Here is a 13,437-nt window from a genome sequence, read left to right as displayed (position 1 = left end):
TGGAGCGAGGCTTGTCTGCGATAAGGCCAGACGCGATTCACCGAGAATCTGCGGTGCTCTTATCGCGGGCAAGCCTCGCTCCCACAGGGGGGCACCCGGTATTGCGGGTAACTCTTAACCTCTATCCAGGGCCAGCCCAAGCCCCAGCTGGCGCGACAGGCACGGCCAGCGTTTCCATGCGGCTTCGGTGTCCGGGCTGCTCAGGCGGTCGCGGTAGGCTTCCACGGATTCCAGCTCAAAGCTTTCCTCATCAAGCAACTGATCGACAGCGTGATGCACCGCTTCGTCCAACTGGTTGGCGAACGACTCACCAATCAATTGGTGGGCGATAACGCTGGCGACCACGGTATTGGACGGGATCAGCGGGCGGGCGAAATGCTTGATGTATAGATCATTCACTTCCTCAACCAGACGATGCGCCAAATAGGCTTCATCCAGCAGGCTGTCGAGGCCCTCGTGGCCGTCCATGATGGCGGGTGGTGCTGTGAAGAAGTGCTCGGCGATTTTCAGCACCGGTTTGATCTGCCCTTCGATGCCCGCTTCAACGGCAACCTCATGAGCCGCGTCCAGCAAGTCCGGCACCAGATCGATATAGGCGGTGACAAAACGCGTCAGCACGCCGCGCGCATCGACTTCCGGCAGATGAATGGCAGGGTGCAGGTGCGGTAACTGAGTTTCAAGTTGACGCAATAACTGGCCGGTCTCGGCCTCGTGTTGATGCGCACGTTGTATCTGCTCGCGCAAAGCGGCGGTGTTCATGAATGCTCCTGAGGATGGAAAACCAGGGTACGGATAGGGGGAGACCATACGTTAGCCTGCCTGAACGAAAGGCTAAGACGTTTTTGTCATAACAGGTTCACATATATGTGTATTGGCTATTAAAAGCGCCATTTGCGCCACTATTGCCTCTTAAATTTTTGACGCGGCAACTCGCGGCCGACATTTTCCGGATTTTTCCAGCGCGTTGCACGCCTACGGTGCCTGTCTATACTCGGTTTTTGGCAGTGCTGATGGTCATCGGGCGCTGTTCGATATCTGGAGTCATGGCTGCGTCGCGACGTCTCGGTCCATCACCTCATGGCGCGTATTAAACCTTCACCAGGCTGACTGTATTGGTATGAATGCTCCCCGGTTTTCCAAGTCCCAGATCGTCCGCATGCTGCTGGTGATTATCGTGATGTTTGCTCTCGGCATTGCTGCAGTTCCGCTGTTCAATGGTGCGTCTCGGGTATTGGGCATTCATGGCAACGCTGGCGATGATCAGCGCTCGCAACGGGTCGATGAAAGCCGTCAGGTACGGGTGAAGTTCCTGTCGTCCAATGCCGTGAACATGGTGTGGGGCTTTTACCCTAAAGCCGATCAACTGGAAGTACATCCCGGCGCCGTTAATGACATGTTGTTCATCGCCCAGAACCCCACAGACCAGCCCATGACAGCTCAGGCAGTGCCGAGCATCTCGCCAGGCTCCGCAGCGGCGTACTTTCACAAGACAGAATGTTTTTGCTTCACCCAGCAAGTGCTGCAGCCGGGTGAGCGTGTGGAAATGCTGGTGCGTTTCATCGTCGACTACGACTTGCCGAAGGATATCGAACAGCTAACCCTGGGGTACACCTTGTTCAACGTGACCTCCAGCAAAACGCCTGCCTCGAAAAGCGGCGGCTAGCTGTTGCTGGAGGTATCGTGGTCTCTTCCTGATTCGGGCGTCCGTGCTGTAACGTGGCACGCCATTGCAATCTGCGCTCCGCCACCACAAGACCCATTACTGCTGATCTCATGACTCGAACCCAGAAAACCGTTTTCATCCTGGTCGCCCTCGTCGCTTTGATTTTGGGCTATGCCGTCAATCGTGTGTTGTCCGGCAACAGCGCTAGTGACCAGACCGCTTTGATCGATGCCGGGATCATTCTGCTGCCCCAAAGCCGCAAGCTGCCAGACCTGACCATGACCGATCAGGACGGCCAGCCAGTGCAGGTCAACGGGTTCAAGGACAAGTGGACGCTGTTTTTTTTCGGCTACACCTATTGCCCGGACATCTGCCCCACCACTCTCGCCCAGTTGCGTCAGATCAAGAGCGAGCTACCGCAGGAGACGTTGAGCAAATTGCGAGTGGTGCTGGTCAGCGTCGATCCCAATCGCGACACACCGCAGCAGCTCAAACAGTATCTGGGATATTTCGACAAAGACTTCGTGGGGTTGACGGGGAGTGTGCCGGATATTCAAAAGCTGGCCAACGGAGTAAGCATTCCGTTTATTCCGGCCGATACCAGTAAACCGGGCTACACCGTGGACCATAGCGGCAACCTTGCGTTGCTCGGGCCAGACGGCAATCAGCGTGGGTTCATTCGTGCGCCGTTCAACAACCAGAAGCTGCTGGCGCAGTTGCCGGGGTTGTTGGAGCGGGAGTGAGTACCGGAGTTTACTGACACCGCGCAATCCTATGTGGGAGCAGAGCTTGCTCGCGATAAGGCTGGGCGCGATCTAAAGTGAGCCGAGTCCAGCCTTATCGCGAGCAAGCTCTGCTCCCACATATGTTTGCAGCGTGAAAGTGCGGTGATTCAGCTTAAAAAGCCGGAACCACTGCGCCTTTGTACTTCTCGGCGATGAACGCTTTCACTTCCGGGCTTTGCAGGGCAGCAACCAGCTTCTTGATGGCGTCCGCATCCTTGTTGGCCTGAGTCGTCACGAGAATGTTGGCGTAAGGCGATTCGGCGCCTTCGATGATCAGCGCGTCCTTGGTTGGATCAAGCTTGGCAGTCAGCGCGTAGTTGGTGTTGATCAGCGCCAGGTCTACCTGAGTCAGCACGCGTGGCAGCGTAGCCGCTTCCAGCTCGCGGAACTTAAGGTTTTTCGGGTTCTGCAGCACGTCACTCGGTTTGGCGAGGATGCTGGTTGGGTCTTTCAGGGTGATCAAGCCGGCTTTGGCCAGCAACAGGAAAGCGCGGCCTTCGTTGGTGGCGTCATTAGGCAGCGCAACCATGGCGCCGTCCGGAAGCTCGGCCAGAGTTTTGTACTTGTCCGAGTAGGCACCAAACGGCTCTACGTGAACCTTGGCCACGCTGACCAGATCAGTACCTTTACCTTTGTTGAACTCATCCAGGTACGGCTGGTGCTGGAAGAAGTTGGCGTCCATGCGCTTCTGCTCGACTTGCACGTTAGGCTGCACGTAGTCATTGAAGACCTTGATTTGCAGGTCCACGCCTTCTTTGGCCAGGGTCGGCTTCACGAATTCGAGAATCTCGGCATGCGGTACGGCACTGGCCGCAACGGTCAGGGTTTCATCAGCGTGTGCGGACAACGCAGCAACAGCAGCAAATACGGCCAACAGCTTCTTCATACATCAACTCCTTTGAGAGCCCACCAATCTGGCGGGCTATTGCCGAGGGGGATCGGCCAAAAACTAGCGGTGGGAAAAGTGCGCGACCAGTTTGTCGCCAATGGTTTGCAGGATTTGCACCAGCACCAGCAGCAATACGACCGTCACGAACATCACATCGTTCTGGAAACGCTGGTAACCGTAACGAATCGCCAGATCGCCGAGCCCGCCCGCACCGACGGCACCCGCCATGGCAGTGAACGACACCAGCGCAATCGCTGTAACGGTCACAGCGGCCAGGATGCCGGGGCGCGCTTCAGGCAACAGCGCCTTGACGATGATCTGCCGCGTGGTGGCGCCCATGGCCTGAGTCGCTTCGATGATGCCGCGATCCACTTCACGCAGCGCGGTTTCCACCAGGCGGGCAAAGAACGGCGTGGCGCCCGCGATCAGCGGTGGCAACGTGCCGAGGATGCCCAGCGTGGTGCCGGTGATGATCTCGGTCACGGGCATCATCACGATCAGCAGGATGATAAACGGCAAAGCCCGCAGCAAGTTGACGATTACCGCCAGCACTGAGTACAGGCCTTTGTTTTCGAGCAACTGGCGTGGCGACGTGAGGAACAGGATCACACCCAGTGGCAAACCGAGCAGCACGGTAAAGCCCAGAGACACGACGAGCATGTTCAGGGTGTCGAGGGTAGCGATCCAGATCTCGGCCCAATCGACATTGGGGAATAAAGTCAGTAGAGCGTCCATCAGCGCAGCACCTCCATATGAACATCCGCGGCGGTGAAGCGAGCGAAGGCGGCGTCTATGTCACCGCCGGTGATGGCCAGCGTCAGCTGCCCGTAAGGCGTGTCCTTGATGCGATCGATGCGCCCGGCCAGGATGCTGTAATCCACACCGGTTTCTCTCGCGACAGTACCGAGCAGTGGCGCGTAGGTCGCCTCACCCTGGAAGGTCAGACGCACGATGCGGCCTTCGACGTGGGCGAAGTCATCGCGCTGTTCGTTTTCATCGATCTGCTCGTGTTCCTGAACAAAGCGCTTGGTGGTCGGATGCTGCGGGTGCAGAAACACATCGGCGACCTTGCCCTGCTCGACGATCACGCCAGCGTCCATGACCGCGACGTGGTCGCATACGCGACGGATCACGTCCATCTCGTGGGTGATCAGGACGATGGTCAGCTTCAGCTCGCGGTTGATCTCGGCCAGCAGTTGCAGGACCGATGCGGTGGTTTGCGGGTCCAGCGCGCTGGTCGCTTCATCACAGAGCAGGATTTTCGGCTTGGTCGCCAGAGCGCGGGCGATGCCGACACGCTGCTTCTGCCCTCCGGACAATTGCGAAGGGTATTTCTTCGCGTGGTCGGACAGGCCAACCCGTGCCAACAGTTCTGCCACGCGCTGATCGATCTCGGCGCGGGACATATCACCGGCCAGGGTCAACGGCATGGCGACGTTGTCGGCCACGGTTTTGGAGGACAGCAGATTGAAGTGCTGGAAGATCATCCCGACCTGCTGGCGAAAACGCCGCAAGCCATTGGCATCAAGAGCGGTGACCTCTTCGGCATCAACGATGATCTGGCCGCCGCTCGGGGTTTCCAGGCGGTTGATCAGGCGCAGCAGGGTGCTTTTGCCAGCCCCCGAATGGCCGATCAGGCCGAACACCTGACCGTCTTCAACGCGCAGGCTGGTAGGGTGCAGGGCCGGAATTTCCTTGCCTGCCACCCGATAGGTTTTATGGACGTTATGGAACTCGATCACTTAGCGAACCTTGTGGGGGCGCGGTAAAAATTCAGCGCAGCGGCAGGACGCACACCGGCTGATTGGCATCGGCTGGATAGGCCGGGCGCGCATTTTAGCCTGTCCGCCGGAATCGATTTAGCATTTATTTCATAACAGACCTGTGTAAATGGAATAAGGCGATGGGTGGCAATGATCTGGATTTCCTGTGAGAGAGCCCCGGTGTCCCTGACGTCACGCTGTCGCGAAGCAAGTGGAGACCTGTAGGAGCGCGCTTGGTCTGGGCCGCATCCGGACGATTCGGTCTGTCAGTCGATGAATGTATCGTCCCTGCTGACGTAATCGTCCGGATGCGGCCCAGACCAAGCGCGCTCCTACAGATGGAAGTATTCCAAAACAAATAGTTGTAGTTTGTCTGAGAGGAGCAGAGCTTGCTCGCGATAAGGCTCCGCAAATATCAGGCATATCGCTCCAGTCTTATCGCGGGCAAGCAGGAAATCGCTCCATTGGGAGCACCACCCGCCCGATCTTCAAAAAAAACACGGAACGCCTGTTTATCTCCTCAGTCACTTTCTTAGTGCCGTGATTTCCCCAGACTCGATTTCGGGGATTTCTGTTTATAAGCCCGATGCCAGTTCTGGCTACAGGGCAGCCTGTAATTGAGGAGTTTTTTTCCAATGGCTACGAAGAAACCAACGAACACGCCAGACCCGTCAAAAAGCGAACTCGCAGGAACCGATACCCCGGACCGCAGCAACACCAACGCCAAGCTGGAAAGTCTGGAGCAGTTCCGCTCTGACGCGACCCAGCAGGCGCTGCGCACCAACCATGGTGTGAAGGTCTCCGACAACCAGAACACCCTGAAAGCCGGCGACCGCGGTCCGTCGCTGCTTGAAGACTTCATCATGCGTGAAAAAATCACGCACTTTGACCATGAGCGTATTCCAGAGCGCATCGTCCATGCCCGTGGTACTGGCGCGCATGGCTACTTTCAGGCTTACGAAGATCACGCCGCGCTGAGCAAAGCGGGCTTCCTGCGTGATCCGGCCAAGCAAACCCCTGTGTTTGTGCGCTTTTCCACCGTGCAAGGCCCGCGTGGTTCCGGCGATACCGTGCGTGACGTGCGTGGCTTCTCGGTGAAGTTCTATACCGATGAAGGCAACTACGACCTGGTTGGCAACAACATGCCGGTGTTCTTCATTCAGGACGCCATCAAGTTCCCGGACTTCGTTCACGCGGTCAAACCTGAGCCGCATAACGAGATCCCTACCGGTGGTTCCGCTCACGACACCTTCTGGGATTTCGTCTCGCTGGTGCCTGAGTCCGCGCACATGGTGCTGTGGACTATGTCCGACCGGGCGATCCCGAAAAGCCTGCGCACCATGCAGGGTTTTGGCGTGCACACGTTCCGCATGATCAATACCGAAGGCAAATCGTCCTTCGTGAAATTCCACTGGAAGCCTAAGTTCGGCGTTTGCTCGCTGGTGTGGGACGAAGCGCAGAAGCTGGCCGGTAAAGACACCGACTTCCATCGCCGCGATCTGTGGGAATCCATCGAAACCGGTGATTACCCTGAGTGGGAACTGGGCGTGCAAATCGTCGCAGAAGAAGACGAGCACAAGTTCGACTTCGATATTCTGGACCCGACCAAAATCATCCCGGAAGAACTGGTACCGGTGACGCCACTGGGCAAAATGGTGCTCAACCGCAACCCGGACAACTACTTCGCCGAAACCGAGCAGGTCGCGTTCTGCCCTGGTCACGTCGTGCCGGGTATCGACTTCTCCAATGACCCGCTGCTGCAAGGTCGTCTGTTTTCCTATACAGACACCCAGATCAGCCGTCTTGGCGGACCGAACTTCCACGAAATCCCGATCAACCGCCCTATTGCGCCGAACCATAACGGCCAGCGAGACGCTCAGCACCGCACCACCATCGACAAGGGCCGCGCTTCTTACGAGCCGAACTCGATTGATGGCGGCTGGCCGAAAGAGACCCCGGCTGGTCCGGTGGATGGCGGCTTTGAGAGCTATCCAGAGCGTATCGAGGCACACAAGGTCCGTCAGCGTAGCGAATCGTTCTCCGACCATTTCTCGCAAGCCACGCTGTTCTTCAACAGCATGAGCCATGCCGAGAAAGAGCACATCATCGCGGCGTACAGCTTCGAGTTGGGCAAGGTTGAGCGCGAACACATTCGTGCCCGTCAGGTGAACGAGATTCTTGCCAACATTGATCTGGAATTGGCAGGTCGTGTAGCTGCGAACCTCGGTCTGCCTGCGCCAACGGCTCCAACCGTGCCGTCGAAGAAGCAATCGCTTGCAGAGTCCCCTCTGCTTAGCCAGATGAACCTGCTGTCCGGCGATATCGTGTCGCGCAAAGTGGCGATTCTGGTTGCCAACGGTGTGGACGACAAAGCTGTCGCGGCCATGAAAGCGGCGCTGGAAGCTGAAGGTGCTCACGCCAAGGTGCTTGGTCCGACTTCTGCGCCGGTGAAAACCGCCAGCGGTGCGAGCCTGCCGGTTGATGCCTCCATGGAAGGCTTGCCTTCGGTAGCGTTCGACGCAGTGTTCATTCCAGGTGGTGCTGCTTCGGTGACCGCGCTGAGTGGCGACGGTGTCGCACTGCACTACGTGCTCGAGGCTTACAAACACCTCAAGGCGATTTCTGTGAGTGGTGAGGCTAAACAGATCATTGATCTGCTGCATCTGGACAAGGATGCGGGGCTGCTGGAAGTGTCTGACAGCAAGTCGTTCAAGCCTTTCTTTACTGCGATCGCCCAGCACCGCGTCTGGGATCGTGAACCGAAGGCTAAAGCGATTCCTGCTTGATACGAAAAGGCGCCATGGATGGCGCCTGCTGAGAACAAACCCCTGTAGGAGCGCGCTTGCCCGCGATAGCGTTAGATCAGTCGATACCTATTTTGACTGGTACACCGCCATCGCGGGCAAGCGCGCTCCTACACAGACTGTGTGAAAACTACTGCAGGCTGGGCACCTTCGGTGCTACGCGCACAATACTGCGTTAAAAACAGGCGAAAAATGCTCATTTAGAACACTAGAGTCGGACGCGACCCCGGCCGTTTTTCGCCTGTTTTTGCCTTGTCTTGCCGTCGCTCGCTACGTTTTCACACAGTCTGTACGGCAGTCGTCTTTCTATGCGCTTATTGCTGTGCAGGCTTCAGAACCACTGTCGCCGTCTCATTGCGCTCAATCTTGCGGCGCAGTTCCAGTTCAAAATCCGGATTGATCTTGTTCACCCGTTTGGTCAGCAATGTGGCCAGCCATGGGTAATCGTCTGTGCGCGGCACTTGCAGCAGGACGATGCAGTTAAAAGCAACGGTATCGGCGGCGATCGCATCCAGCTGGCGACGTAATTGCGCCATATCGCCGATCTTGAGCTTGATAGTCGTGCTTTCTGCCGACGGATCAATCAATTTGGCAACGCGCTTGGCTTCAGCCGCTTTCAACTCTGCTTCAGCCTGATCCAGCTCGGCTTTACGAGCGTGGGCGATTGCCCCGTTGACGCCACTGGTCAGTGCGGGTGCCTTGGGCATCAAGGCCCTTGCGCGGCTCAAGGCCGTGGCGGCAGCGTTGACGTCACCCTTCTGCAGGCCAATCTGACTGCGGCTCAGATATGCTTCTGCCAGACGGCGCTGGAATGGCTCCAGACGAATGTCCGTTGGCGCTGCAGCTTGCAGTTTGGCCAACTGATCTTCGGCAGTGGCCAGTTCATTGCTGGTGATACTTTGCTCGAGCTGTGCGAAGCCGTCTGCCTCAGTTGCAGGCACGGGCGCTTCGACTGTTGGCGCGCTTTGACAGGCTGCCAACAGGACGGAAAATGCGGCAAGCAACAGATAACGGGATGCGAACGGCTTCATTCCTGCGATTCTCTAATTGCGCAAAAAACGAGCAAGTCTACACCGCTCGTTTGGGTAGGACAAAACTCAGCAGGAACAATGCCGCTGCTGAAACCACAATTGAAGGCCCTGCCGGGGTGTCCTTGAACCAGGACATCGACAGCCCCAGACACACGGCCACTATGCCCAGCACGCTTGCACCGAGCGCCATCTGTTCCGGCGAACGGGCGTGACGCTGTGCCGCAGCAGCCGGAATGATCAGCAGCGATGTAATCAGCAGAACGCCGACGATTTTCATCGCCACAGCGATCACCACCGCGATCAACAACATCAGCGCCATGCGCAAACCCGCAACGGGCAGGCCTTCGACCTTCGCCAGCTCTTCGTGCACGGTAACTGCCAGCAATGGGCGCCAAAGTGCTATCAGTAATACCAGCACTGCCAGTGATCCGCCAAGGATCCAGATCAGATCATTGGGGCTGATCGCCAGCAAATCGCCAAACAGATACGCCATCAGGTCGATGCGCACGTCGTGCATGAAGCTGAGCACCACCAGCCCGAGAGACAAAGTGCTGGGCGCAAGAATCCCCAGCAGGGTGTCCGAGGCCAGCGGCTGACGTTGCTGCAAGGTCACCAGCAGGATCGCCAGCAGCAGGCAGCCGACGGTCACTGCAAGCGTCGGGCTTACATCCAGCAAGAAACCCAGCGCGACGCCCAATAATGCAGCGTGAGAAAGCGTATCGCCAAAATAGGCCATGCGTCGCCAGACCACGAACGAACCCAGCGGTCCTGCGACAAGTGCCAGAGCCAGACCAGCAAGCAAGGCGTAGAGAAGAAAATCAGCCATGCTTGCAGCTGTCTCCGTGAACATGTGTATGGATGTGGCCGACCGAATCGGCGGCGCCCTCGACGACTTCCCCATGTAAATCATGGGCGTGGTCGTGATGGTGGTGATAAATCGCCAGGCTTTGCGCGTTCTTGCCGAACAGCTCGACGAACGCCGGGTCGTGGCTGACTTGCTCCGGATGCCCGGAACAGCAGACGTGGCGGTTCAGACAGACCACTTGATCCGTGGTGCTCATCACCAGATGCAGATCGTGGGAAACCATTAGCACTCCGCAGCCATGGCGGTCACGCAGGCGGGTGATCAGGCTGTACAGCTCGGCCTGCCCGGCAACGTCTACGCCTTGCACGGGTTCATCCAGCACCAGCAATTCCGGTTCGCGCAAAAGGGCGCGAGCCAGCAGGACGCGCTGCATCTCACCGCCGGAAATACCTTGCAGAGGGCTGTCGATGACCTTTTCTGCGCCTACTTCAACCAGCGCAGCCAGTGCGGCTGCGCGGTCCACACCAGGGACCAGACGCAGAAAGCGCAGCACTGACAACGGTAGCGTCGGGTCAACGTGCAGCTTCTGCGGCATATAGCCGACGCGCAGCTTGGGTTTGCGCCAGACACTGCCGGTGTCCGGCTTGAGCAAACCCAGCACGGCACGCACCAGCGTCGTCTTGCCCGCGCCATTAGGGCCTATCAGGGTGACGATTTCCCCAGGCTTGACGCTCAGATGGATGTTTTCCAGCACATTCTGCCCGGAAAGGGCGACGCCAACGTGCTCAAGCTTGATCAACGCGTTGCTCATCAGGCGGCCTTGCAGCCGGAACACACCCCGACGATTTCCACGGTCTGGCCTTCGACCGCGAAGCCGACGCCAGCGGCCGCAGTGATCACGGAATCGCTGATGGCCGGGCTTTGCAGCTCAATGGCGGCGTTACATTCACGGCAAATCAGAAACTGGCCTTGATGCACGTGAGTCGGGTGGTTGCAGCCGGTGAAGGCGTTCAGCGAAGCGATGCGATGCACCAGGCCGTTTTCCAGCAGGAAATCCAACGCCCGGTAAACGGTAGGCGGCGCAGCACGGCGGCCGTCTTCTTCGCTGAGCACGGCAAGAATGTCGTACGCGCCCAATGGCTTGTGGCTCTGCCAGACGAGCTCCAGCACGCGACGGCGCAGGGCAGTCAGGCGCAGGCCTTTCTGGGCGCACAGCTTATCGGCTTCGGAAAGCGCGGTATGCACGCAATGGGAGTGGTCGTGGGGGCGACTGGCCAACGGTGTAATAGGCATGAGCGGAGACGATATTTGCTAGAGACGTTATTATGTTACCCGTTCTAGCCTTCTATGAGTGGCCCACGTGTACCGTCTTTTTGCTCTATTTGTCGCTTTAACCGCAAGTTTGCTGACAATTTCCCCGGTTCAGGCCGATGTCCGCGTCCTCACCAGCATCAAGCCATTGCAGCTGATCGCGGCGGCTGTGCAGGACGGTGTTGGTAAGCCAGAGGTGCTTTTGCCGCCTGGGGCGTCGCCACATCACTATGCGCTGCGGCCATCCGACGTACGGCGCGTGCAGCAATCGGATCTGCTCTACTGGATCGGTCCTGACATGGAAGGCTTCCTGCCTCGTGTTCTGAAAAACCGGACTTTGCCGGTCGTTGCGGTGCAATCCCTGCCGGGCTTGAAGTTGCGCCACTTCGGCGCTGACAGTGCGTCCCATGAGGAAGGCGATGAGCACGGCCACGACGAGCATGATCATGACCATCGTCCCGGGAGTCTCGACGCCCATTTGTGGCTGTCTTCGGTCAATGCCCGGGTGATCGCGGCAAAAATGGCCACTGACTTGAGCGCTGTCGATCCAGCCAATGCTGCGCGGTATGCCAGTAACGCGAAGGCTTTCAATGCGCGTCTGGACGCGCTGGATGCACGAATCAAAGGCCGTGTAGCTGGAATCGCCGGCAAACCGTACTTCGTTTTCCATGAGGCTTTCGATTACTTCGAAGACGCTTATGGCCTCAAGCACGCGGGCGTGTTCAGCGTTGCCGCCGAGGTTCAGCCGGGGGCTCAGCATGTTGCTGCCATGCGTGCGCGTTTGACCGAAGTAGGCAAGACCTGTGTGTTCAGCGAACCGCCGTTGCGCCCACGCCTTGCCGAGACCCTGACAGCCGGATTGCCCGCAAAACTGGCTGAGCTGGATGCATTGGGCGGTGATACCCCCGCAAACGCGACCGGGTATGAGCTGCTGCTGAACAAGCTGGGAGATGATCTGGTGGGGTGCCTGGAGAGTCTTTAACTGGTCTGGAGGGGCTGTCGAGAACCTGTAGGAGCCAACTTGTTGGCGAGGCATTGGCCCTGCGTACACAGGAATATCGCCTCGCGAACAAGTTCACTCCTACAAGGGCGGTTTACAACGCAAACGGCAGCGGCAAATGCGTTTCCTGCCGTTGTTCCAGACGCTTCTGGAATTCCATCGGATCATGGATCAGCACGTCTTGCCCCGCATTGGATTCCGCTGCAATCAAGCGTGACAGCCAGAAACGCACGCAGCCAACGCGCAGCAGGGTCGGCCACAATTCGGCTTCAGCCGCTGTGAACGGGCGCAATCCAGCGTAGGCACCCAGCAAGGCCCGCCCGCGTGGCGCGTCGATCTTGCCCTCTTCGTCCGAACACCAGTCATTCAGCGCGATCGCCAGGTCATAAAGCATCGGCCCGGAGCAGGCGTTATAGAAATCGATCAGCCCGGTCAGGTGTGTACCTTCGAACAGCGCGTTGTCGCGGAACAGGTCCGCATGCAGATTGGCCTTGGGCAGCGCCATGATCTTCGGCTTCAAACGTTCGATTTCTTCCAGCGCGGCTTTGAGCAATACGCCGGGAGCCGCCTCCAGATGAGAAATCAGGGTTGCGCCTTCAGCCAGCATCCAGTCCAGACCGCGATCAGTCTTGCGCTCCAGTACCTTGTCGCGGGTCGCCAGGTGCAGATGACCCAGCAACTCGCCGATTTGCACGCAATGCTGCGTGTTCGGCGCGCTGATGTGCTTGCCGGGCAGGCGTGGTTGCAGCAGCGCCGGTTTGCCTGCCAGCTCGCGCAGTGCCGCGCCTTCCGTAGTACGCAGGGCATACGGCACCGGCAAATCAGCCTCGTGGAGCGTGTCCAGTAACTCGATGAAGAACGGCATTTCCTGAACCGGACCGCGCTCCACGAGGGTCAGCACGAACTCACCCTGCTCCAGGCTAATGAAGTAGTTGGTGTTTTCGCTTCCGGCGGCAATGCCTTGAAAGTCACGTAAATGGCCTAGCCCGTAAGGGGCGAGAAATGTTTCCAGCTCGGGCCGAGCCAGGGGGGTAAATACGGACATATCAGGGCTGCCAGCAAAAAAGGTGAATGTGCGACCTTACCACTCGAATATTTTCCACGATGGAATCAGCATATCCGGTTGATCTGAACGAATGAAATTGGCGTCTGTACCATCGGCGCGCACCAGAAAGTAAGGTTTACCGCCTTTCGGGGTGATCTTGATCGCATACAGGAAGCCGTTCTGGCGATACTCCTGAATCGTTCTGTCACCTTCGGTGCGGATTGTAACGTCCGGGTCTCCTGACGGTGCCTCATCAGCAGCAACAGCAATCAGCGGGCAGAGTGTAAACAGGCCGGCCAGCAACAGGCGATTTGTTGTGCGCATGATAACCTTGTCCCTTT

The 13,437-nt window shown here is 58.0% G+C and carries 14 protein-coding genes; 4 read left to right on the top strand and 10 right to left on the bottom strand.

The window, feature by feature from the left end:
- Window positions 1-114: 114 nt before the first annotated feature.
- Window positions 115-759, bottom strand: coding sequence for a hypothetical protein (locus RX972_RS21070; protein ID WP_027897974.1), 645 nt, complete (start codon window positions 757-759; stop codon window positions 115-117).
- Window positions 760-1,117: 358 nt separating this feature from the next.
- Here RX972_RS21070 and RX972_RS21065 point away from each other — a divergent pair, with 358 nt between their 5' ends.
- Entirely contained in the window at window positions 1,118-1,663 is a 546-nt protein-coding gene (locus RX972_RS21065; protein ID WP_316878206.1) for a cytochrome c oxidase assembly protein, read from the top strand.
- 110 nt (window positions 1,664-1,773) lie between these two features.
- Window positions 1,774-2,406, top strand: coding sequence for an SCO family protein (locus RX972_RS21060; RefSeq protein ID WP_316878204.1), 633 nt, complete (start codon window positions 1,774-1,776; stop codon window positions 2,404-2,406).
- Between the two features lie 154 nt (window positions 2,407-2,560).
- On the opposite strand, the gene RX972_RS21055 is transcribed toward RX972_RS21060, so the two are convergent.
- From RX972_RS21055 to RX972_RS21045, 3 genes are all read right to left on the bottom strand, one after another.
- Entirely contained in the window at window positions 2,561-3,334 is a 774-nt protein-coding gene (locus RX972_RS21055; protein WP_231674840.1) for a MetQ/NlpA family ABC transporter substrate-binding protein, read from the bottom strand.
- A 63-nt stretch (window positions 3,335-3,397) separates the two neighbouring features.
- Window positions 3,398-4,072: a methionine ABC transporter permease gene (locus RX972_RS21050; protein ID WP_099270238.1), complete on the bottom strand. Its 675-nt coding sequence runs from the start codon at window positions 4,070-4,072 to the stop codon at window positions 3,398-3,400.
- Window positions 4,072-5,079 (bottom strand): methionine ABC transporter ATP-binding protein, encoded by a 1,008-nt coding sequence (locus RX972_RS21045; RefSeq protein ID WP_316878198.1) that lies wholly within the window; start codon window positions 5,077-5,079, stop codon window positions 4,072-4,074. The genes RX972_RS21050 and RX972_RS21045 overlap by 1 nt, the downstream gene beginning before the upstream one ends.
- 656 nt (window positions 5,080-5,735) lie before the next feature.
- Here RX972_RS21045 and katE point away from each other — a divergent pair.
- Window positions 5,736-7,886, top strand: a complete 2,151-nt coding sequence (katE, locus tag RX972_RS21040) for a catalase HPII (RefSeq protein ID WP_316878197.1) — start codon at window positions 5,736-5,738, stop codon at window positions 7,884-7,886.
- 332 nt (window positions 7,887-8,218) lie between these two features.
- Here the strand turns inward: katE and RX972_RS21035 are convergent, their stop codons facing one another.
- Genes RX972_RS21035 through RX972_RS21020 form a run of 4 tightly spaced genes read right to left on the bottom strand, consistent with a single transcriptional unit; the run spans window position 8,219 to window position 11,033 of the window.
- Window positions 8,219-8,935, bottom strand: coding sequence for a PA5502 family lipoprotein (locus RX972_RS21035; protein ID WP_099270240.1), 717 nt, complete (start codon window positions 8,933-8,935; stop codon window positions 8,219-8,221).
- 37 nt (window positions 8,936-8,972) lie between these two features.
- Complete coding sequence (gene znuB / locus RX972_RS21030) at window positions 8,973-9,761, bottom strand: zinc ABC transporter permease subunit ZnuB (RefSeq protein ID WP_231674838.1); 789 nt, start codon at window positions 9,759-9,761, stop codon at window positions 8,973-8,975.
- Window positions 9,754-10,551 (bottom strand): zinc ABC transporter ATP-binding protein ZnuC, encoded by a 798-nt coding sequence (znuC, locus tag RX972_RS21025; RefSeq protein WP_027902798.1) that lies wholly within the window; start codon window positions 10,549-10,551, stop codon window positions 9,754-9,756. Before znuC ends, znuB begins: the two co-directional genes overlap by 8 nt.
- Complete coding sequence (locus RX972_RS21020) at window positions 10,551-11,033, bottom strand: Fur family transcriptional regulator (RefSeq protein WP_316878193.1); 483 nt, start codon at window positions 11,031-11,033, stop codon at window positions 10,551-10,553. The genes znuC and RX972_RS21020 overlap by 1 nt, the downstream gene beginning before the upstream one ends.
- 67 nt (window positions 11,034-11,100) lie before the next feature.
- Between RX972_RS21020 and RX972_RS21015 the strand changes: the two genes are divergently transcribed.
- The gene (locus RX972_RS21015) at window positions 11,101-12,033 is read left to right on the top strand and encodes a zinc ABC transporter substrate-binding protein (RefSeq protein WP_406643669.1); all 933 of its coding nucleotides are present in this window, start codon (window positions 11,101-11,103) and stop codon (window positions 12,031-12,033) included.
- A 112-nt stretch (window positions 12,034-12,145) separates the two neighbouring features.
- On the opposite strand, the gene RX972_RS21010 is transcribed toward RX972_RS21015, so the two are convergent.
- Both RX972_RS21010 and RX972_RS21005 read right to left on the bottom strand, forming a co-directional pair.
- Window positions 12,146-13,096, bottom strand: coding sequence for a homoserine kinase (locus tag RX972_RS21010; protein WP_316878189.1), 951 nt, complete (start codon window positions 13,094-13,096; stop codon window positions 12,146-12,148).
- Between the two features lie 36 nt (window positions 13,097-13,132).
- A complete protein-coding gene (locus RX972_RS21005; RefSeq protein ID WP_027902794.1) occupies window positions 13,133-13,420 on the bottom strand; it encodes a DUF2782 domain-containing protein in 288 nt (95 codons plus the stop codon).
- Between the last annotated feature and the right edge of the window lie 17 nt (window positions 13,421-13,437).

The organism is Pseudomonas syringae group sp. J309-1, from assembly GCF_032582135.1.
Taxonomy (GTDB): Bacteria; Pseudomonadota; Gammaproteobacteria; order Pseudomonadales; family Pseudomonadaceae; genus Aquipseudomonas; species Aquipseudomonas quasicaspiana.
This window is presented reverse-complemented; position numbering and strand designations above follow the sequence as displayed.